This window comes from Vibrio sp. 10N.286.48.C11 (genome assembly GCF_041469805.1).
Classification (GTDB): Bacteria; Pseudomonadota; Gammaproteobacteria; order Enterobacterales; family Vibrionaceae; genus Vibrio; species Vibrio crassostreae_C.
In genome coordinates, this window is the sequence record NZ_JBFRLK010000018.1 from 41,545 (window position 1) to 62,926 (window position 21,382).

A 21,382-nucleotide genomic window follows, 5' to 3' on the forward strand; every position below is an offset into this window, starting at 1 on the left:
AGAAAAAATGCTGACGCAAACGTTTTCTTATGGATTTAACGGTTTAAATTTGAGCAACTGGCCTTTTGAACCCGTAATTTTTTCTAATTCCTTAATTTGTCGCTCAAGTTTGGATTTAGAGACATCCGGGCCAATAATTACTCGCGTAAAAGTTTTTTCTTGCTTGGTGTGAGCCTGATAACCGCGCTTTTGCAGATCCTTAACAACGTTTTTTGCGTTGTCAGCATTCTTCAAAGCCATCAATTGAATAATCCAAGCACTGTCTTGGTATTCATTTTTTTCAGGTACCGGCTTAACCACAACTGCCACTTTGTCTGCTTCTTTATCATTAGAAGAAGACGCGGTTTGCGTGTTTGAATTATCAGTACGACCACTTTCAACCACTTGCTCAACCGGAGAATCCGGTAGCGCTATCTGATCTTCAACGGGATCGAGTACTTCAAACACTTCAACATTACTATCAAGCTCAGGCTTAATTGGAATGCTTGCAAACTCTTCTTTGTAGTGGAGCTTCTTACCATCTAGTACATCGGGCAATACAATCACGCCAATGGCCACTAAAATGATGGTGCCGACTAACCGGCTTTGGAATTTACTTGCCATTTAGTTTCCTTTTTTCTGCCAATGCTCCAACACTTCACCCACTGTATGGAAAGAACCGACAACCAACACAACATCGTCACCTTTAACAGAAGCTAAAGCCGCTTCAAACGCTACAACAGGGTTTGAATACCGCTCTACACCTTCAGATAAGCTTTGACACAATTCAGCGGCTGTTGCGGCTCGTGGGCCGTTCAGCGAAGCTGGGTACCAATGTGTTGTTATTGGCGCTAATACTTCCAATGTCGCGGGGATATCTTTGTCATGAAGCATGGCGACTACAACGTGTAAATTTTTGCCTGCATACTTCTTCGCGACTTGCTGCGCAAAGTACTCAGCAGAATGCGGGTTGTGTGCTACATCAAGCACAATCACCGGTTGTTCGCTAATTTGCTGCATACGCCCAGGAAGCTGCGCATTCTTCATGCCGTTAACCACGTTCACGTCGCTAATACTAAGCTCTGATGTGCCCAATGCCATCAACGCTGTTGCAGCGTTAGGTAACGGCAGGCTTGGAATAGGTAGCGATTCTAGTTGGAATGCACCACTGCGCCAGTTCCACGTATCACCGTCAACATCATAAGTGTATTGAATACCGACTTGGTAGAACTCAGCCTTAATGTCATCAGCGTGCGCTGCAACCGTAGCCGGTGGCTTGGGTTGACCACAGATAGCGGGTTTACCGCTACGATAAATGCCCGCTTTCTCAAAACCAATCACATTGATGTCATCACCTAGCCAGTCAACATGGTCGACAGCCAAACTAGTAATCACAGAAACATCATGCTCAACGATATTGGTCGCGTCTAAACGCCCGCCTAAACCCACTTCTAAAAGCACAACATCAACCGCTTCAGTTTGAAATGCACGTAACGCCGCTAAAGTGCCATATTCGAAAAAACTCAGGCTGATTTCGCCACGCTCTTTCTCAATGAAATCGAAAGACTGAACCATCTTTTCATCAGATAGATCTTGGCCGTTGATACGAACACGTTCGTTATAGCGAATTAAGTGAGGAGAGCTGTAGACACCAACTGAGTAACCAGCGTCCAATAGAATCGCTTCCATCAGTGCACATGTTGAGCCTTTGCCATTGGTTCCGGCAACAGTAATAACATGTTGAGCAGGTTTGGTGAGGTTTGCCTTAGAGGCGACGGCCTGAACTCGGTCTAATCCAAGATCAATAGCGCTTGTGTGGATGTTTGATAAATAATCAAGCCACATCTCCAAAGAGGATGTGGCTTGAGGAATAGGTTGTTGACTCATCTAACTCATAACCATAATTAAGTTGGTTTGTTAGAAGGTACTTTACCCTTTTTCTGGCGCTTCTGGTACTTCATAAGTAGCTTCATTCGGTGAATCGTTCACAGAAACTACTAATGGTGAAGGCTGGTTGGTCATTTTAGCAACAAGGCTTGCAACGCGCTGACGCATCTCACGACGGTCAACAATCATGTCGATAGCACCGTGGTCTAGTAGGAACTCACTGCGTTGGAAACCTTCAGGAAGGTCTTCACGTACCGTTTGTTCGATTACACGACGTCCAGCAAAACCGATCAGTGCTTTTGGTTCACCAATATTGATATCGCCAAGCATTGCCAAACTTGCAGAAACACCACCCATTGTTGGATCAGTCATAACTGAAACAAACGGTAGGCCTTTCGCAGATAAACGCTCAAGCGCAGCACTGGTTTTCGCCATTTGCATTAGAGACATCAATGCCTCTTGCATACGAGCACCACCACTTGCAGAGAAACACACTAAACCACAGTTGTTCTCGATAGCAGCATCTACCGCTTTCACGAAACGAGCACCAACAACAGAACCCATTGAGCCGCCCATGAATGAGAATTCAAAAGCACACGCTACGATAGGTAAACCCAATAGTTCGCCTTTCATTGCAACTAATGCGTCTGTTTCACCACTGTTCTTTTGAGCAGCAGAGATACGTTCTTTGTAACGCTTAGAGTCTTTAAACTTCAGCTTGTCTTGTGGCTCAAGATCAGCACCTAGTTCAACACGCTCACCTTTGTCTAGGAATGTATCCAGACGACGACGTGCTTTCATGCGCATGTGATGGTCACATTTTGGACATACTTCTAGGTTACGCTCTAGTTCAGCATGGTACAGAACCTGCTCACAAGAAGTACATTTCGTCCAAACACCCTCAGGGATAGACGCTTTACGAGATGTTACGATGTTGCTTTTTTCTAAAATCTTTTCAAGCCAACTCATGGAAGACCTTTTTGTTTCGATTCTTCCGCTTGATTGCGAAAGAAATAAATTTGGGAATTATGCGTGGGAATTAAAGCACATAAAACAGCGACTGTAGATAAAAAACTGGTTGTACCTATTTCCTGGGACTATCTTACGCACTAAACCGTAATAATTTTTGAACCTAAGTCTCACATTTAGTTCAAATTATCCGGTAAAAATAGAGGACCAATTGGCTCTCGTGGTAGCTCAAAATGTTCAGGATAATCAACATCCACCAGATACAAACCTTCCGCTTTTGCAGTTGCGCCGGCTACTTTTCGATCTTTAGCTTCTAAAAGCCACTGGATCCACTCTGGTTTCTGCTCACCTTTACCTACGGCAATAAGGCTACCCGTAATATTCCTCACCATGTGGTGAACAAACGCATTCGCTTTAATATCGATCACAATGTAGTGTCCATGACGAGTCACGTTCAAGTGAATCATGTTTCTCCATGGGCTACGAGATTGACAGTGTGTTGCCCTGAACGAAGTGAAGTCATTCTCACCAAGTAAGTACTGACCCGCTTCATGCATTTTTTTCTCATCAAGATGACCATGATAATGGCTCACACCTGAATTCAAAATGCCTGGGCGTAGTGCATGGTTAAAGATAATGTAGCGATAACGGCGGGCAGTAGCCGAGAAACGAGCATGGAAATCCTCATTCACTTCTGTCGCCCAACGAACCGCAATATCTTTTGGCATGTTGGCATTCGCGCCCATTGTCCATGCCACCATTTTACGATCGACATTAGTTTCAAAGTGAACGACTTGTCCCGTACCGTGAACACCGGCATCTGTACGACCTGCGCACATAACTTCTACAGGGTGATTCGCGACAACTGAAAGAGCCTTTTCCAATTCTTCTTGGACACTTTTCACGTCTCGTTGGCGCTGCCAACCAAAGTAGTGGGTACCGTTATATTCAATACCTAAAGCAATTTTCATGTTCTTGTTCTCTTTGAAAATGGGCGAGAATTATATACGGAAATCAGTGCTAGCCCAAATAGGATGGGGCTAAAACTTCAATAAACAATCAGCATCGACCGAGACGATGCTGTTGAAAAACCAAATGAAACGATAGCGCTCTGTATCGCCTTAAAATAAAGGGTAGCCAACGCTACCCTTTCTGATTTGTAAATTTATCGACCGTTTAACGTATCGATAAGATTTTTTGCCTCTCGACGAATATCATCGCTGCCGTCAACGATTGCCTCTTCTAGAAGCTTAATTGCCCCTTGCGAGTCACTCATCTCGATGTAGATTTTGGCCAAATCAAGCTTACCCGCAGCTTCTGCATTGCTGTCGACATCATAATTGCCAATATCACCGATAACATCAGGGAATTCGTTAAGACCCACATCCAGTTTAAGCTCTTCATCGTCTGGATTAATGACTTCTTCACCTTCTTGCTCGACTTGAGCCATTAGCTCATCAATCGTCATGTACTGCTTATCACGACTGTTGCCTGATTCGGTTAGATTGTCTTGTTCAGCCCAATTCTCTTCTTTGATTTTCGGTTCAGCTTGCTGTTCAGCCGATGCCCAAATCTCTTGTTGGTCATCAGGCACATCATTATGCATGCTCGATTGTTGTTCTGGCGCTAGGTTAAAGCCTTTCCAGTCTTCGCCGCCGACTTCAAGCATGGCGTCAATATCTAACCCTGCGCTATCAATCGAAGTTGCGTCCAATGGCTTATCGAACATGTTGTCGACAGAGTCTTGAACATCTTCAGAAAGCAACTCAGCTAATGCTGTCTCATCAAAGTCATCAAAGCCTTCTAGTGGCTCGTCTTGAACCGCTGCAGGCGTTGAGTTTGGCTCTGAAGCCGCGCTCAGTGATTGTTCTGGCTGTGCAAAACCAGCCGGTTCAGAGTCTTCAGCATTCGAGAAATCATCAGCCTGACTATAGCTCTGCGGATTTGAGAACAGATCATGCAACGCATCTTGCTCTTCGCCTTGTGGGCTGAAAGAAGTCAGTGGTGTTGGCTTCTCAGCAAACGCATCAGAGATAGCTTCATCTTCACCATATTCCGGTAAATCAAACTCATCGAACTCTACGCCTTGGGCTTCCGCCACCGGCTCGGCATTGCTTTGCTCAATATCATCTAAAACAGAGTCTGCTTTTGCGCTTTCTTCATCGTACTCCGGAAGATCAAGGTCATCGAACTCGAACTTCTCTGTGTCAGGCGCTAAGTCTTGCTCTAACTGTGCTTCATCTGGTTCACTCACCACTTCCGCTAACGCATCGCCTTCACCAAACTCTGGTAGTTCGAAGTCATCAAGCGAGAATTCTTCTTCGCTTTCTGGTTTCGCAGTTTCAACTTGTGGTGCAGCATCTAACTGAGGCTCAGCGGTAGGTTGCGATTCAACACTTGATTGAGAGTATATAGCAGGCGTTGCTGGCTCTGTTGTTGATTCAGCATCAGCTTCCGCTAGTGCGTCTTCTTCACTAAACTCTGGTAAGTCGAAATCATCAAACGAAAACTCTTCGTCGTCTTGCGCCTGAGCTATAACTTGGGCTTCAGTTTGAGGCTCAACACTTGGTTGAGCATCAATAGCTGGCGTTACTGGTTCTGGTGTTGATTCAGCATCAGCTTCCGCTAGTGCATCTTCTTCATTAAACTCTGGCAATTCGAAGTCATCAAACGAGAATTCTTCTTCGCCTTCTTGTCCTAGAACTTCAGCTTGTTCTGCTACTTCCGCTTGTGGTGTAGCTTCAACTTTCGGTTCAGCGACAGGTGTCACTAGCTCTGGTGTTACGTCAGTTTCCGCTAATGCTTCTGGTTCAGACGCCTCATCTTCAATCAGCCAATCATCGTCTTCTGGCACACCAAATTCATTTGGAATGATCTCTGGCATGTTTGCAGCACGAACTGGCTCTGGCTCTGGCTCTGGCTCTGGCAAGGATTCAACGACATCTTCAAGCTGATCGCTACCTTGGATTTTCGGTTCAAAGTCAAAATCAGAGGTAACGTTAGCTGGCGACTCTACATCGTCGATAGCCTCAGCTAGCCAGTCTTCAACCGTCTCTTCATCATCTTCAGAGATATCATTTAAAGAGGATAGCGAAGCTTGCTCTTCAGAGCTAGCAGCAATGTCTTCACGCTGTTCTTGGACGTCGGTTCCTTTCGGCTCAGATTCTTGTTGTGCGCTTTCTTCTTGAACTCGCTCTTCAAAATCTGGTTTATCAAAATCAGAATTCTCAGATAACAGCGAGTCGATATCCAATTTATCATCCTCCACCGATGATGCGGTTTCTTGCGCTGATACTTCGTCGCTGTCTAAAAGAGACGCTTGCTCTGGTTCAACCGTATTGTCAATTGATGGTTCAACAGGCTCTTCTATTGCTGACAACAAATCATTGTCATCAGAAGTCATTAACTCACCAATCAACGCTTCGTCTGTTGTTTCTAGCGAGTCATCAAGCAAAGCATCCGTTGCTGGTGCAACACCGAACAAATCATCGATAAAACCATCACGATTAAAGGCTTCATCATTTTCTGGCTTAACGTCAGCGCTGTCTTGAATCAGTTCCGAATCTAACGATTCATCAGTAACGACTTCAGGTTGTAGTGTTTCACTAATGTCCGGATCTTGCTCAGGCTCACCTTCAGAGGTTAACGGAGTAAGCTCAACGTCTGAGTCCTTTTCAGGCTCCTCATTGGCGTTGTCCAAACCAAAGGCTGCGTCTAACTCTTTATCAAACGTCTTATCTTCAGATTCAAGCTCGTCTTCAATGCCACTTGTCAGTAAGTCATCAAATGGGTCTAGAGATTCTGATTTTGATGCATCCGCTAAAAGCTCATCATCTGACAATTCACTATCAAGGAAATCATCCAATAAGTCGGTACTTTCGGCGTCGAGTTCGAAATCATCGTCGTCAGAGTCACCTATTAATTCATCCAAGGTTTCCGTGCTGTCTTCTGCGATGTTGAGGTCATCATCGGTCGATAAACCAGAAAGCTCTTCAAGCTCAGACAGAGAATCAAAGCCAAGAGGTTCGCTTTCAGACTCATCATCCGAATCGTCCCCTAGCATCTCATCAAGAAGGTCTGTCGAGTTACTTAGGTCTACGTCATCGCCTGCCAGTTGCTCATCAAGCAGATCAACGCTGTCTTGAGGTTCTTCATTTACGATGGGCTTATCGAACTGAGACAGAATGTTTTCGATATCATCATCAGACGCCAAACCACTGTTTAGGTTAGTGGCAATCTCATCGTCGCTATCGAGGTTGAAAGGGTCATTCGCTTGATCGTTCTGAGCAGCAACTTGGGCAAAGATGTCATCAATATCATCATTCGCTGTCGGTGAAGCTGGCTCAGGGGACTGTTGTTCAGAGATTAGAGCATCAATATCAAAATCGTCATTGCTCAAATCAACAGGCTTAGTCTCACTTTGTTGCTCAGAGATAAGCGCATCGATGTCAAAATCATCGCTTGCTGGTGTTTCAGTGCTAGAAGGCGAATCACTTTGCTCTTCCGAAATCAGAGCATCAATATCGAAGCTGTCGTCATCTTCGTCATCAAGAGCAAACAGATCATCTAATAAAGATTGGTCTAGCTCGTTGGAACCGAGATCTTCAGTTTCAGACTCTTGAGATAGTAAAGCTTCAATGTCATCAGCAGACATTGCGTTATCATCAGAAAGATCAAAGTCGACATCATCAGTATCGACGGCGCTTTCCGCTGTTTTGTCTAGCGCACGTTCCATCTCTTCAAGGCCAAGCGCTTTCTCTTCGCCATTAACACTAATGCCGTTGCTGCTGTCTAAATCTAGATCGTCGAAGTTGGTGTCTAAATCACCGTTTTCGCCAATGCTAGCAAATGGGTCATCGTCTTCACCATCTAGATTGAAATCGAGATCAGATTCATCTAAACCAGCAAAGACATCATCCTCTTCGGCTAGCGCTTGATCGTCAAACAGCTTGTTGGCGTCATCTTCCGTACCAAACAAGTCATCATCTAAAGACAGCTCGTTAAGGTCGTCCATCTCGTCGCCCAATGTAATAGGTGCAACGGTACTTGGTTCTGGCTGGAGCGGTTGTTCTTGAGTCGTCTGCTGTTGCTCAGCATTTTTAGAACGACGGCCTAACAGCATCACAACGATCAAACCAATGAGCAGACCTGGAATAATCGCAAGAGCCGCCACTAACCAACCATTCGATAACAGTTCGTCCATGACACTTGGTGCCATCTTTTCAATTTCGGCGTTCTTTCTGCGCTCTTCATCAAGCAGCTTTTCCACTTCGCTACGAATGCGGTCTTCATCACTGAGCTCTGTTTTTAGCTCATCCACTTCCGATTGAACATTCGATAACATCAAACGAAGTTGGTGATTTTTCTCTTCAAGTGACAGCAGTTCAGTTTCTGAAAGCTCTAGCTGCTTCTCTAACTTGTTCATCTCTTGGGTTGGTGCAGATTGAGCTAGAGATGATTGAGTTGGAGACAATGGCTTTTTAGCAGTTTCAGTAGTGCTTACTTGCTTAGCAGGAGTAACATTTTTTGCATCAGAACTCGGCGCTTTGGGTTTTGAAGCGACAGGCTTACTTGCAGGAGCATCAAGCTTAGCAAGATGTGAGTTCATGATGTTGATAGCTTGCTGCGTCGAGCTTGCACGTGCTTGCTCTAAAGAAGGCACGCGTAGATTGCTCGCAGGCAGCAGGCTATGGATATTCTGGTTTTCAAACGCTTGTGGGTTTAAGCGATAAATAGCCAACAGAGTTTGTTGGACTGAAACGGAGTTATCAGGGCGTAACTTTGAGGCAATAGACCACAATGTTTCTGAGCCGCGAGTTGGACCATAGAAACGTGAAGGCTCAGCGCTATTTGATTGCGCTCTTTGAAGTGGTTCTGAAAACGTAGGCGCTGATTGTATCTGGCCATTAGGCCCTACAACTCGAATGGAATCTGCACGAACAACGGAAATCTGAGTCGCAATGATAAAGGCAAAAGGCATTAACCACGGCTTGAAAATTTGAAACATAAAAGGCTCAGCTAGGTGCTTAAATTCGGAAAAGTGATGATCTATTAAATATATCGGATAAATGACGTAAAACTATAGAGATGAAAACAAAAAATGTGTTGCAGCAACAATATTCGCAGCAATTTCACACAATTTGACTAACAATATTTTTAATCGATTAAAAAAGCCCCACTAAAGAGTGAGGCTTTTTTATCAAAGCAATAAAGCTTAGAAGTAATCGCGAATCAGAACTTCAGCGATTTGAACTGCGTTTGTTGCTGCGCCTTTACGAACGTTATCAGCGACAACCCACATGTTTACGCCACTGTGATGGCTGATGTCGTTACGAATACGACCAACCATTACGTGGTCTTTACCACCTGCATCACGAACTTGAGTTGGGAAGTCTAGCGCTTGGAATACTTCAACACCTTCTGTGTTCTCTAGAAGCTGAACCACTTGCTCTGCACCGATTGGTGCGCGAGTTTCAATGTGTAGAGATTCTGCGTGACCGTAAAATACTGGTACGCGGACACAAGTCGGGTTCACTGTGATTGAAGAGTCAGCAAAGATTTTTTGAGTTTCCCAAACCATCTTCATCTCTTCACGCGTGTAGCCGTTCTCTGTAAATTCATCGATTTGAGGAATACAGTTGAAAGCGATTTGTTGTGAGAACGCTGAGTTTTCAGCTGGCATACCGTTAAGAAGCTTAGCCGTTTGACCCGCTAGCTCATCGATACCTGGCTTACCTGCACCAGACACAGATTGGTAAGTTGAAACGTTAATACGCTCAAGGCCCACTTCATCGTGAATTGGTTTTAGCGCTACTACCATTTGGATAGTCGAGCAGTTAGGGTTCGCGATGATGTTACGGTTACGGAACTCAGCAATCGCTTCAGGGTTCACTTCAGGTACAACCAGAGGAACATCGTATTCGTAACGGAAGCGTGATGTGTTATCGATGACAACCACACCTTCATCAGCCGCAATTGGAGCCCAACGCTCTGAAAGCTCGCTACCTGCAGAGAAAAACGCAATATGTACTTGAGACCAATCGAAGTCTTCTACGTTTTGTACTTGTATTGTTTTGCCGTTAAAACGGGAAGTTTTGCCTTCACTACGTTCACTTGCTAGTAAGTGCATTTCACCGACAGGGAATTTACGCTCTTTAAGTACTTCAAGAATGGTTTCACCAACCGCACCAGTCGCACCTAAAATAGCAATATTAAATTCTTGGCTCATTGTTTCTCTCTTTTATAAAGTTGGCTTTACCATAAAACCTAGTTTAGATAACGGCGTTAAATTACAAGATTCGTCGCCCGTTAACTCGACTGCACTGTACTCTCTGCGGTCCCAATATTCTTTACGCATCTTGTCAAAAGAACCCGGCGTAACGATATTGCGACGGAATAAGGCGTCGTCTTTGCGCACATCATAGATCAACTGAGTCAAATTGTGCAGTGTTGCTTCATCCCAAGCTCTATCTAATTTCATTTGAGGTACAGGCGCTGTCGGCAATAAGTCGCTTGCATACGCACGCTGTTCAGTACCTAAAAATTCACAATAACTGTTGAAGATCATCGTGGTACCACGCGCTTTACCTTCTAAACCGTAGCCCGCTACGTGAGGCGTTGCAAAAGCGAGTAACGGAAGAAGCTCAAAGTCGACTTCAGGTTCAAACTCAAACACATCAAGCACTGCAGTGAAACCATCGGCTTTTTGCAGGCGAGCTTTTAGCGCTTGGTTATCAACCACAGGACCGCGAGCTGCATTAATCAGGATTTGATCAGCACGTAAGTTGTTCAGCACTTGCTCACTGATCAAGTGATGCGTTGGATACTCACCCGTCTTAGTGATTGGCGTGTGTAATGTAATAACGTCTGATTGTTCAAGCAAAGTCTCTAACTCAGTAAATTCGCGAGTATCACCCTCTTGCTGTTTTAGAGGGTCGTTCAGCAGAACTTTGATACCAATACCTTCAAGGCACTTCGCTAAGTAACTGCCCACTTGACCACAGCCGATAATACCAACCGTTTTATCAAAAACAGAAAAGCCTTGTTGCTGCGCAAGCACCATCATCGCACTGAACGCGTACTCAGCAACACCCACCTTGTTACAACCAGGTGCCGCAGTAAAGAAAATACCACGCTCTTTCATCAACTCTTGGTCAACGTGATCCATGCCAGCCGTCGCAGTACCAACAAACTTCAGCTTATTGGCTTTGCTGATCAATGACTCGTTTACCTTGGTAACAGAGCGAATCATCAATGCGTCTACGTCAACTAGGTCGTCAGCTGTTAATGTGCGACCAGACTTCATTGTCACTTCCCCTAGCTGGCTAAAAAGCGCTTCAGCGTAAGGCATATTTTCGTCGATTAAGATTTTCATTTGGCGAGTACTTTTGTTGGGGTCTATCGACCTAAATGTGAATTGAAATGATTGTGCAAAATTCCACACACGGTGTCGAGTAGCAATTGGAATACATTATAAATAAAGGGCTGAATCACCTAACCTTGGCAGACAAGAACCGAAACCAGAGTGAACACCCGAGATCAAACGGCTAAAACGAAAAATGCCCGATTGAATAAACAATCGGGCAAACATCCAGAACAAAAGGATCCTATCTCGCTCTCCAGGAGACAGAGTCTTGCGTCTGTTCAACCAGTACTAACCAAAGTCAGTACTGGTCAAGCTCTGGAAACCTTTCAATCTCTAAACCCAGATTTAAAAACTATGTTCAAAAAACACGTTTACCAACCTGCGTCTAAAAACTTTGTTCTGATGGTCATTATTACTGGGTGACCTGTGCGTGTTGAATCGGCACTAGCGCAACCCTTTAACGATTAACCTTGTCTCTGTAACTCAAGCTTAAGTTAAGCTTGGTACTTTTTGATTACTAGCGTTGCGTTCGTACCGCCGAAACCAAAACTGTTAGACATAACTGTAGTTAGCTCTTGATCACGAGCTTCAGTTACGATGTCTAGGCCAGCAGCAGCTTCGTCTAGGTTCGAAACGTTAATGCTAGGTGCGATAAAGCCGTTATCTAGCATTAGCGTTGAGTAAATAGCTTCGTGTACGCCAGCAGCACCTAGAGCGTGACCTGTCATCGCTTTAGTTGCAGAAATTGCTGGGCTGTTGCCACCAAATACTTCTTGGATAGCGCCTAGCTCTTTAACGTCGCCAACTGGAGTTGAAGTACCGTGAGTGTTCACGTAATCAACGCCATCAACGTTTTGCATCGCCATCTTCATACAACGAACCGCACCTTCACCAGAAGGAGCAACCATGTCGTAGCCATCTGAAGTTGCGCCGTAGCCTACGATTTCACCGTAGATTTTTGCGCCACGAGCAACAGCGTGCTCAAGCTCTTCGATAACTAACATGCCGCCGCCACCAGAGATAACGAAACCATCACGGTCTGCATCGTAGGTACGAGAAGCCAGCTCTGGCGTATCGTTGTACTTAGTAGAAAGTGCGCCCATTGCGTCGAACATCATAGTCAGAGACCAATCCAGTTCTTCACCGCCACCAGCGAATACAACGTCTTGCTTACCAAGTTGGATAAGCTCCATTGCGTGACCAATACAGTGTGCAGATGTCGCACATGCAGAGCTCATAGAGTAGTTCACACCACGGATTTTGAAAGGCGTTGCTAGACAAGCAGAAACCGTAGAAGCCATTGTACGTGGAACCATGTATGGACCAACGCGCTTCACGCCTTTCTCACGGATGATGTCTACCGCGTTTACTTGGTTTAGAGATGAAGCACCACCTGAACCCGCAACGATACCCGTGCGGTCATTAGATACTTGATCTTCAGTTAAGCCAGAATCAGCAATTGCTTGCTCCATTGAAAGATAAGCGAATGCCGCTGCATCACCCATAAAGCGCATTTTTTTGCGATCGATATGGTCAGCAGGGTTCATTTTTAGGTTACCCCATACTTGAGAGCGCAAGCCATTTTCCTTGAACTGCTCTGAAGCGGTAATACCAGATTTACCCTCTTTCAGTGATGCTAAAACTTCTTCGACGTTGTTACCGATACTTGAAACAATACCCATACCGGTGATTACGACTCGTTTCATGTGACATTCCTATAATTCTAAATTCAGCTAGATGATAACTAAGAAGCCTAACAAAAGTGGTCAGCTTTCCTAGAAATTCGTACAATCCCTACCAACATATCGCTTCAAATCACAAAATGATAGATTTTATGACTTCAATTACTAATGCAGAACTGGAATGGAATGAGTCTGGCACGCCAGTTTCAGACCAATTTGACGACGTTTACTTCTCCAATGTTAACGGTTTAGAAGAAACTCGCTACGTCTTTTTAAAGCAAAACCACCTTCCAGAGCGTTGGCTTGAACATGAACAACGCCGCTTTGTGATTGCTGAAACCGGCTTTGGCACAGGTTTGAACTTTCTTGCAGTTTGGCAATGGTTCGATGCTTTTCTTAAAGATAACCCACAAGCGATGACCAAAGAGTTACATTTCATCAGTTTTGAAAAATATCCTTTAAATAAAGAGGATCTGATCAAAGCACACCAATCGTGGCCAGAATTAGCCGAGTATGCGACGCAACTCCAAGAACACTACCCTATTGCTCTACCTGAATGTCACCGCATTGTGCTGGGCGACGGTGCAATCACGCTTGATTTGTGGTTTGGCGATATTAAAGATTGCATGCCCAACGTACCAACCCCGCGTGAAGGTTTGGTTGATGCTTGGTTCTTAGACGGTTTTGCTCCGAGCAAGAACCCAGAGATGTGGAATCAAAACCTATTCAACGGCATGGCTAAGCTCGCTAAGCAAGATTGTAGCTGCGCCACCTTCACCGCTGCTGGCTTTGTTCGCCGTGGCTTAATTGAAGCTGGCTTTGAAATGAAAAAGGTCAAAGGCTTTGGTACTAAGCGAGAAATGATCGCCGGCCGACTTGGCGAAAAGCACGCTCACACCAACATCAAACCTTGGTATGGCCTCGCTCAACACACTGAATCCCAAGACATTGCGATCATTGGTGGTGGTGTCGCCAGTGCTGCATTAGCCAAAACGCTAAGCCGTCGTGGTAAAAACATCACCCTTTATTGTGAACATCCACAAGCTGCGGGCAATGCCTCAGGTAACAACCAAGGTGCGATTTACCCGCTATTAAGCGAAGCGACCTCGAACGTGTCTCGCGTGTTTGGCCCGGGATTACTGTTTGCTCGTCAATTTATTAATCAAGCGGCTCAGTCTATTCAATTTGATCACAGTTGGTGTGGCGTGAACATCTTGATGTGGGATCAAGGCTCCACTAAAAAGCTCAACCGCATGTTGGAAGGCAACTTCCACACCGACCTGATTCAGCGTTTATCGCCAGAGCAAGCCAACGAAAAGATTGGCTTACCCGTCGATAAAGAGAGTGTTTACTTTCCGCTGGGTGGTTGGCTAAGCCCTCTGCAACTGACTCAAGGCTTGATTAGCAAGTTAGAAGAGAACAACCAAGTAAGCGCGCACTATCAACATCAAGTAACGCAACTTGAGTGGCTCGAAGCTGAACAACAATGGATACTGACGATGGATACACCTCAAGGTGAGATTCAAACCAAGCACGACCAAGTAGTTGTCGCAAACGGACACAAGTTCACTCAGTTTGAACAAACTCAGCCAGTACCACTGACTCCGGTTAAAGGCCAAGTGAGCCATATTCCGACCACGGAAAATCTCAGCCAGCTAAAAACCGTGTTGTGCTTTGATGGCTATTTGACGCCACAGAACCCCAACAATGGTCATCACTGTATTGGTGCGAACTACGACAAAACCAATATCGACCAAGAATTTGATATTGAGGTTCAGCAGCACAATGGCGAGCGCCTACATGGGTCACTACCAGACCAAGCATGGACAAAAGATGTCGATACCAGTGACAACTTAGCGCGCCAAGGTATCCGAAGCGTAAGCCGTGACCACCTTCCGTTTGTCGGAAACGTTGGTGACTTTGAAGCCATTAAGGAGCAGTACCAAGATCTCCACAACTTCAACCCGCAGCGTGACTCGGTTGAGGATGTAGAAACGGTAACAAGCTTCCCTAACCTTTATTGCTTTATCGGACTGGGTTCACGTGGTTTGAGCTCTGCACCATTATTAGCTGAAGTATTAGCATCACAGATCTGTGGCGATCCGCTGCCCTTGCCTGTTGATGTGCTTGAGGCGATTCACCCAAGTCGAATGTGGGTACGCAGACTGCGTAAAGGTAAGGCATTAACGGCTGGATGGGTTGCTGACAAGCATTCTAAATCAAAGCCGTAGTTTCTAGTTCAGCTATTTTGAACATCTGAAATTTCTGAATATCTGAAACTAATAAGTTAAAAGCTAAAAAGCCCTACGTGACTAAGTTAAGTCGCTCGGGCTTTTTGTTATTCGTGTTGATCTAAACTGATGTTCTAAATGGAGCAGTATTTACAGCTTAGCAACCGCGTCTTTAATCTGTAGAGCAATCTCTTCGTTGCTGATAGAGCCCGACTCAAAATCAAAGTTATCGTAGAAGCTTGGTACTGAAACTGACGCTTGCACGTTGCCACCGAAGTAAGGTGCAGAACCTGTCGCTGCACCAAGTACCGTTTGTGCGCCACCAGGGCCCGGTGAAGTCGCTAGGTAAACCGCCGGCTTCTCGCCAAACACTGAACGCTCAATACGTGTCGCCCAGTCAAATAGGTTTTTATACGCTGCTGGGTAGTGACCATTGTGTTCTGCGAACGAGATAACAAACGCATCAGCTTCAGCTAGGTCGCATAGGAATGCTTGAGCACCTTCCGCTTGGCCAATCTCTTTTTCAGTGTCTTCACTGAACATAGGAACATTGTAATCGTTGATGTCTAGGACTTTTACTTCAGCACCTTCAATCAAGTTTGCTGCGTAAGTTGCTAGTGTTTTGTTGATTGAGGTAGAACTTGTGCTTGCGCCAAATGCGATAACTTTCATGATGTGACCTTTCTGTAATTCCGTTAAGTGGGATTAGAATAACGTAGTAAGAAAATGTAACCATCACAAGAAATGAACGGACTCATTCAAAAATTTCGAACGAGTCTCAAATAAACCAGTTCGCTCAGCAAAATGGGAAAGGAAGGGACTGAGCGGATAGTATTAATACATCGAGATTAAGCTTGGTTTTGTAGCTCAACCCAAAGGTCATTAACGATAGTGCGGTCTGCTGGTGTTAGTTCAGAGCGAGCGTCGTCTAGGCTCTGTTCAATACGAGCTTTTACTTCAGCCACATCTTCAATGCCTTCTTCTTCACATGAAGCCACTGAAAGAGAAATATGACCACGTAAGTAACCACCAGCAAACAGTTCATCGTCTGATGCGTTTTCAATGCGAGCATCAATTACTTCAAGTAGTTTTTCTTCAAATTCGATAATCATAATATTCTCTTATTTCACAATAAATTGGCTAGCACATAAAGGTTCTACATCGTAGAAGCTGCGTAATGCTTCAGAGAGCATTTTCACGCGAGGCGGAAAGCCTACTTCAAAGATACCCATAACTTCGCTATGTACTTTATTCATAAAGGCCAAACGATCTGGCTCAAAATCGCCGTGTAGATTGTCACAGCTGACATTAAAAGGAAAGCCTGCGCTCATCGCAATGATCCATTCATACGCTTGTGGGCGAATTTCTACTTTTTCAAACTCAGCTTGAACCGATTCCGTTCGACCGTCAGGTTCATACCAATAGCCAAAATCTTCCAGTAAACGACGCTCAGGCCCAGCAACGCACCAGTGTGCGATCTCATGGAGTGCAGAGGCGTAAAAGCCACGTGCGAACACGATTCGATGGTGTGGGATAGTATCATCAGCAGGCAAATAGATCGGCTCATCAGCCCCTAGCTCTAGTTTGGTATTAAAGCTTTCAAAAAAGGTCTGATTGAAGATATCGATAATGTCTGAGTATTGGTGTGTCATAAAATCAAATTTAAGTAAAAATAACTGGGGCATTTTGCTTTTTTTTAAGCGCTCGGTAAAGCCCTATCAAGCGTAATGACATCGGGTTCGCCATTATACTTTGCAGTGACAATCGATTGCCATTCCCAGATTACACCACTTTAAGGTGAATGATTAGTTTAGCTAATCTGAAACGCCCATTCACGGTACAAATATTCATTCGTCAACAAGCATTTTTACTACTACACTCGCGCTTCATTTTATATCCCTAAGGCCTATAAGACTCGAGTTTATAGACCTAAATTATAGAGCTACAGCAATGCTACTAAGTGTTTTGTATATCATTGGCATCACGGCAGAAGCCATGACCGGCGCTCTCAGTGCAGGCAAACAAAAAATGGATTGGTTTGGTGTAATGCTGGTTGCGAGCGCAACGGCAATTGGCGGCGGTACAGTACGCGATATCTTACTTGGCCATTACCCTTTAGGTTGGGTTGAAAACCCTCAGTATCTGGCCATCACCTGTATAGCAGGTGTTATTACAACCGGGTTGGCGAAATGGGTTATCAAGCTAAAAGGTTTGTTTATTCGCTTGGATGCCTTAGGCCTAATCGTATTCAGTATCATTGGTACCAAAGTAGCGATGACCATGGGTCTGCACCCGATGATTTGCATGGTATCGGCATTAGTGACAGGTGTCTTTGGTGGTTTGTTACGTGACCTTATCTGTCGTCAAACACCATTGGTGTTACATGAAGAGCTGTATGCCTCTGTCGCACTTGTCGCTTCAGGTTTGTACCTAGGTTTGCTTGAGCTTGGCATCAACGACGTCACGGCGACAATTGTGACGCTTGTAGTTGGTTACTTGCTGCGCATGGCGGCTGTAAGATTCAAATGGAGTTTGCCTTCGTTCCAGCTTGATCCTGAAAGTTCAGTGCATTAATGGATTAAGAGCCTTAAGCTGCTAGCTGTCTTTAATGACGATAGTCGCTAACCGGACGAATAATCCTGCTAATGTGAAAAAGGGTTACTTCATTACGAAGCAACCCTTTTTTGTTTCTACCAATTCTATTCTAAATAAAAAGAAGCAGAATTAGATTTGTGGTGTTTCAGTTGTCACACCAAAGTTTTGACCACGATGACGTAGCAAGTGGTCAAGCAGCACGATAGCCAGCATTGCTTCTGCAATAGGTACCGCACGGATGCCAACACATGGATCGTGACGACCTTTCGTGATTAGCTGCGTTGCTTCACCATCTTTCGTGATTGTGTCACCAGGTACAGTGATGCTTGATGTTGGTTTAAGCGCAATGCTTGCCACAATATCTTGACCAGTAGAGATACCACCTAAGATACCGCCAGCATGATTGCTGCTGAAACCTTCTGGAGTTAATGGGTCACGGTGTTCACTACCGCGTTGATTAACAACATCGAAGCCATCACCAATCTCAACACCTTTCACAGCGTTAATGCTCATTAGAGCGTGCGCGATGTCAGCATCTAGACGATCAAAGATTGGCTCACCAAGGCCTACTGGCACTTTAGTCGCAACCACTTGAATCTTCGCACCGATCGAGTTGCCTTCTTTTAGCAAGTCACGAATCAGTTGATCAAATTCTGGTACTTTGTCGGCATCTGGACAGAAGAAAGCGTTGTTTTCAATCTCGTTCCAATCCACTTTATCAATTGAGATATCACCCATTTGAGAAAGGTAAGCTTGGATTTCAACACCAAATTCTTGTTTTAGGTATTTCTTCGCAATTGCACCTGCAGCAACACGCATTGCAGTTTCACGAGCTGAAGAACGACCACCACCTCGGTAATCACGCACACCGTACTTTTGATGGTACGTATAGTCAGCGTGTCCAGGGCGGAACTTGTCTTTAATTTCGGAATAGTCTTTAGAGCGTTGGTCTGTATTTTCAATCAATAGACCAATAGAAGTACCCGTAGTTTGACCTTCAAAAACACCCGATAGGATCTTCACAGCGTCAGCTTCACGACGAGCTGTGGTATAACGAGAAGTCCCCGGACGACGACGGTCCAGATCTTTCTGCAGATCTTCTTCGGTAATTTGTAATCCTGGTGGGCACCCGTCTACGATACATCCTAGTGCGATACCGTGACTCTCTCCGAATGTAGTCACTCGAAAGTGTTGTCCGATACTGTTTCCTGCCATTGCTTCCTCTAAATTAGCAGCTAGTGAGGCGGTTTGAATAAGTAAACCTTCTTCCTAGCGGCTTTACTTGTCTATTCTTCATGGATTCATAGTGGCTTTATTACTAAATGATGTAAACCCCCAATAGGGAACAATTGTCAGTTTATCGAAAAATAAAAAAGGAAGCCTATCGCAAGGCTTCCTTAATTCAATTATTGGATCCGCTTATTATTCAGGGTATGTCTGAATCAAGAGTTTCCTATTAATCGTCGTTTGACGAACCATCCCACACCATGTTGAAGTTCACGTCAGTGATGTACTCACTCCACTCATCACTGATCTGGCCAATGATGCTATAGTTCTCATCTAACTCAAGTGAGTGACTATCTTGTAGTCCGAATAGGAAAGAAAATACCGCATTCGGCGTACTACCTTCGTAGATGTCATCACAAGAGTATGGAGATAGACTGTAACCATTGTCTGCGGAAAGCGACTCAGATGTCACAATGAATCGTTCAAAGATAGCGGCATCACCATTATGAGAATTCAGCAATCCATCACAGCTAATACCATTCATCCATACCTTGATGTAGTCGTGAGAGTTACCAGGTGAAAGCGCGACTGTATTCATCTGCAATGAGGTAGAAATTAATTGGTATTGGTGCTCTCGTTCACCAGGCCAGTATAAGTAAGCATCACGCAACTCAGGGCCATCACTGGATTTCACTTGAATTCGCTTTTCTGCATCCGCTTTACTGCTAAATCCAACATAACGACTCGAGCGTCCCTCTTCAGTCCAAAGCATGGTCACCGCACCTTGCGAGATAACGTTGCTATCGTAGTCAGTAGTGACATCGTAGCGCATGGTCATCGTATCGCCGTCTTCAGTATATGAACCGACTATAGTGTCACCTTCGACAATATAAGTACCAACTTTTAGCGTCGCCTCTGTTGTACATTCTGCCTTATTGCTTAGGTCACGATCATTGTAGAAGATCTCACCATCTTCAAAGCGCACTGTGTCACACCACACTTGAGCGTAGTTTGTACCGTTAGAACCTCGCTCTAAGAAGTACCATGTGTTGTCTTCTAATGGGTGAGAATCACCTGGTGGTAATGGCGCTTCTTCAATAACCGGGAAGCTCAACGTTGCCGGGACCCACTCACTGTTGACGCCATCATTGACTAAAACTGTCAGTGTTTCGTCACCTGCCGCAGCAGGGCGTGGAAGCAAACCAGAGAAGCTCACTACGCCCTGCTCGCTTACTAGACCGTTAAAGCCCGTGCGCGCAGCCGTTGATAGCGTCGTTTCCACTTCGTAGTTTAAGGCGTCACCATCTTGATCTATGAATAGTGCACTTACATCCAGTGTATCGGTTAGCGACTCGCCTTCTGTGATTAACCACGTATTCATTGTCAACTGCAGGTTTGCAAGCTCGTTCTCGTCAACCACAGGAAGTTGGTTGTCAGTTAAAACCGTCACTTCAAAGGTCAGTGGGTATGAACGTGCCTCGTGCTCATCGGTCGCAAAGATATGGTAAATAAAGCTGCCTGCACCCTCTGGTTCACCCGTAATCATGCCTGTTTCCGAGTCTATAGACAGACCATTATTACCATCACCATCAACGACAGTCATAGTGAAGGACATGTCATCGCCTTCGGCGTCTTGGAATTTGTCGCTAACATTGTATGGGCGCCATGCTTCACCCAGCGTCAATTCAACGGGCTCAGTGGTACCGACAACTTTTGGTCGGGTGTTTGGTAAAACGATGATATCGCCGCCACCCGGTGGAATATTAATAATTGGCGAGTAATCATCAAGCGTTTGATCATCGGCTTCAATGATCTCTTGTGTTGCTTCTGCCATAGCTTCAGTCAGCTTCAGCTTAGTTTCGATATCTCCGTCAGAATGATCGACCAACACTTCGCCAATCAGGTTAAGTGCTTCTGCTTGCTCTGTGGTATCTGCAATGTAGTCACCAAAAATAAGTGCTTGTGACACCTCAAGACCTTCGTCACCCGTGATAGCTGCAACTACTTGCTCCTCAGCTTCAGCTACTGTCAACTCCGAGTCTGCAGCTAGCAGTTTGTTCACCATGTTCGTCATTGGGTTAATGATTGCGCCGCTGCCCGCATTAGCTAGTGTGAAGTCGTGTTGAACAAGACCACGGTTGCTGTCTATTGTTTGACCTGCAACTGCCTCAACACAGACCACGGCACCTTGATGCGCAACTGGAATGTTTACCTTACCATCGACATCAGTTTGACTACTCTTGCCTGTTAAGTCCGTATCACAAATACCATCTTGGGTCGTATCAACCCTGACATTAGCATACGCCAAATAACCATCAATGGCCGTGATAGAAAACGTCGTTGGGTTGCTCGACGAATCGCTGTCTGAACCACACCCAACCAAAGCCATTGCAATTGACGCTGCGAGCAAGCCTTGCTTTTTCATTATTGTTCCTTATTAAACCTAT

Annotated in this window: 15 protein-coding genes; 2 read left to right on the forward strand and 13 right to left on the reverse strand. The window is 45.0% G+C overall.

Annotated elements, in window-relative coordinates; all coding sequences use genetic code 11:
- Nucleotides 1–27: 27 nt before the first annotated feature.
- The 8 genes from AB4209_RS06245 to fabB all read right to left on the reverse strand — a co-directional run bounded on the left by AB4209_RS06245 (nucleotide 28) and on the right by fabB (nucleotide 12,906).
- Nucleotides 28–603: an SPOR domain-containing protein gene (locus AB4209_RS06245; RefSeq protein ID WP_017063432.1), complete on the reverse strand. Its 576-nt coding sequence runs from the start codon at nucleotides 601–603 to the stop codon at nucleotides 28–30.
- On the reverse strand, nucleotides 604–1,866 hold the full coding sequence (gene folC / locus AB4209_RS06250) for a bifunctional tetrahydrofolate synthase/dihydrofolate synthase (protein ID WP_372055185.1): 1,263 nt from the start codon (nucleotides 1,864–1,866) through the stop codon (nucleotides 604–606).
- A 42-nt stretch (nucleotides 1,867–1,908) separates the two neighbouring features.
- On the reverse strand, nucleotides 1,909–2,835 hold the full coding sequence (gene accD, locus AB4209_RS06255) for an acetyl-CoA carboxylase, carboxyltransferase subunit beta (RefSeq protein ID WP_017062348.1): 927 nt from the start codon (nucleotides 2,833–2,835) through the stop codon (nucleotides 1,909–1,911).
- A gap of 176 nt (nucleotides 2,836–3,011) precedes the next feature.
- Nucleotides 3,012–3,806: a tRNA pseudouridine(38-40) synthase TruA gene (gene truA / locus AB4209_RS06260; RefSeq protein ID WP_004734161.1), complete on the reverse strand. Its 795-nt coding sequence runs from the start codon at nucleotides 3,804–3,806 to the stop codon at nucleotides 3,012–3,014.
- A gap of 194 nt (nucleotides 3,807–4,000) precedes the next feature.
- Complete coding sequence (locus AB4209_RS06265) at nucleotides 4,001–8,842, reverse strand: FimV/HubP family polar landmark protein (protein WP_372055187.1); 4,842 nt, start codon at nucleotides 8,840–8,842, stop codon at nucleotides 4,001–4,003.
- 207 nt (nucleotides 8,843–9,049) lie between these two features.
- Nucleotides 9,050–10,063, reverse strand: coding sequence for an aspartate-semialdehyde dehydrogenase (locus tag AB4209_RS06270; RefSeq protein ID WP_017062350.1), 1,014 nt, complete (start codon nucleotides 10,061–10,063; stop codon nucleotides 9,050–9,052).
- A 12-nt stretch (nucleotides 10,064–10,075) separates the two neighbouring features.
- Entirely contained in the window at nucleotides 10,076–11,209 is a 1,134-nt protein-coding gene (locus AB4209_RS06275; RefSeq protein ID WP_017062351.1) for a 4-phosphoerythronate dehydrogenase, read from the reverse strand.
- 485 nt (nucleotides 11,210–11,694) lie between these two features.
- Nucleotides 11,695–12,906, reverse strand: a complete 1,212-nt coding sequence (gene fabB, locus AB4209_RS06280; RefSeq protein WP_017062353.1) for a beta-ketoacyl-ACP synthase I — start codon at nucleotides 12,904–12,906, stop codon at nucleotides 11,695–11,697.
- Between the two features lie 128 nt (nucleotides 12,907–13,034).
- On the opposite strand from fabB, the gene mnmC reads away from it, so the two are divergent.
- A complete protein-coding gene (gene mnmC, locus AB4209_RS06285) occupies nucleotides 13,035–15,113 on the forward strand; it encodes a bifunctional tRNA (5-methylaminomethyl-2-thiouridine)(34)-methyltransferase MnmD/FAD-dependent 5-carboxymethylaminomethyl-2-thiouridine(34) oxidoreductase MnmC (protein WP_206360671.1) in 2,079 nt (692 codons plus the stop codon).
- Between the two features lie 150 nt (nucleotides 15,114–15,263).
- Here the strand turns inward: mnmC and AB4209_RS06290 are convergent, their stop codons facing one another.
- The 3 genes from AB4209_RS06290 to AB4209_RS06300 form a co-directional block, all read right to left on the reverse strand.
- The gene (locus AB4209_RS06290) at nucleotides 15,264–15,785 is read right to left on the reverse strand and encodes an NADPH-dependent FMN reductase (protein ID WP_372055189.1); all 522 of its coding nucleotides are present in this window, start codon (nucleotides 15,783–15,785) and stop codon (nucleotides 15,264–15,266) included.
- 176 nt (nucleotides 15,786–15,961) lie between these two features.
- Nucleotides 15,962–16,225 (reverse strand): YfcL family protein, encoded by a 264-nt coding sequence (locus AB4209_RS06295; protein ID WP_017063425.1) that lies wholly within the window; start codon nucleotides 16,223–16,225, stop codon nucleotides 15,962–15,964.
- Between the two features lie 9 nt (nucleotides 16,226–16,234).
- Nucleotides 16,235–16,765 (reverse strand): elongation factor P hydroxylase, encoded by a 531-nt coding sequence (locus tag AB4209_RS06300; RefSeq protein ID WP_017063424.1) that lies wholly within the window; start codon nucleotides 16,763–16,765, stop codon nucleotides 16,235–16,237.
- A 298-nt stretch (nucleotides 16,766–17,063) separates the two neighbouring features.
- Here AB4209_RS06300 and AB4209_RS06305 point away from each other — a divergent pair, with 298 nt between their 5' ends.
- Nucleotides 17,064–17,687 carry a trimeric intracellular cation channel family protein gene (locus AB4209_RS06305; RefSeq protein WP_017062358.1) on the forward strand — a complete coding sequence of 208 codons (624 nt, stop codon included), beginning with the start codon at nucleotides 17,064–17,066 and terminating at the stop codon, nucleotides 17,685–17,687.
- 150 nt (nucleotides 17,688–17,837) lie between these two features.
- Here AB4209_RS06305 and aroC read toward each other — a convergent pair whose 3' ends face one another.
- Both aroC and AB4209_RS06315 read right to left on the reverse strand, forming a co-directional pair.
- A complete protein-coding gene (gene aroC / locus AB4209_RS06310) occupies nucleotides 17,838–18,923 on the reverse strand; it encodes a chorismate synthase (RefSeq protein ID WP_372055191.1) in 1,086 nt (361 codons plus the stop codon).
- Between the two features lie 241 nt (nucleotides 18,924–19,164).
- The gene (locus AB4209_RS06315; RefSeq protein WP_372055193.1) at nucleotides 19,165–21,360 is read right to left on the reverse strand and encodes a putative Ig domain-containing protein; all 2,196 of its coding nucleotides are present in this window, start codon (nucleotides 21,358–21,360) and stop codon (nucleotides 19,165–19,167) included.
- Between the last annotated feature and the right edge of the window lie 22 nt (nucleotides 21,361–21,382).

Coding starts and splice junctions, on each gene's coding strand:
- truA (WP_004734161.1), bottom strand. CDS start 3,806: ATGAAAATTGCTTTAGGTATTGAATATAACGGTACCCACTACTTTGGT.
- AB4209_RS06300 (WP_017063424.1), bottom strand. CDS start 16,765: ATGACACACCAATACTCAGACATTATCGATATCTTCAATCAGACCTTT.
- AB4209_RS06305 (WP_017062358.1), top strand. CDS start 17,064: ATGCTACTAAGTGTTTTGTATATCATTGGCATCACGGCAGAAGCCATG.
- folC (WP_372055185.1), bottom strand. CDS start 1,866: ATGAGTCAACAACCTATTCCTCAAGCCACATCCTCTTTGGAGATGTGG.
- AB4209_RS06315 (WP_372055193.1), bottom strand. CDS start 21,360: ATGAAAAAGCAAGGCTTGCTCGCAGCGTCAATTGCAATGGCTTTGGTT.
- AB4209_RS06270 (WP_017062350.1), bottom strand. CDS start 10,063: ATGAGCCAAGAATTTAATATTGCTATTTTAGGTGCGACTGGTGCGGTT.
- fabB (WP_017062353.1), bottom strand. CDS start 12,906: ATGAAACGAGTCGTAATCACCGGTATGGGTATTGTTTCAAGTATCGGT.
- AB4209_RS06290 (WP_372055189.1), bottom strand. CDS start 15,785: ATGAAAGTTATCGCATTTGGCGCAAGCACAAGTTCTACCTCAATCAAC.
- accD (WP_017062348.1), bottom strand. CDS start 2,835: ATGAGTTGGCTTGAAAAGATTTTAGAAAAAAGCAACATCGTAACATCT.
- AB4209_RS06245 (WP_017063432.1), bottom strand. CDS start 603: ATGGCAAGTAAATTCCAAAGCCGGTTAGTCGGCACCATCATTTTAGTG.
- mnmC (WP_206360671.1), top strand. CDS start 13,035: ATGACTTCAATTACTAATGCAGAACTGGAATGGAATGAGTCTGGCACG.
- AB4209_RS06265 (WP_372055187.1), bottom strand. CDS start 8,842: ATGTTTCAAATTTTCAAGCCGTGGTTAATGCCTTTTGCCTTTATCATT.
- aroC (WP_372055191.1), bottom strand. CDS start 18,923: ATGGCAGGAAACAGTATCGGACAACACTTTCGAGTGACTACATTCGGA.
- AB4209_RS06295 (WP_017063425.1), bottom strand. CDS start 16,225: ATGATTATCGAATTTGAAGAAAAACTACTTGAAGTAATTGATGCTCGC.
- AB4209_RS06275 (WP_017062351.1), bottom strand. CDS start 11,209: ATGAAAATCTTAATCGACGAAAATATGCCTTACGCTGAAGCGCTTTTT.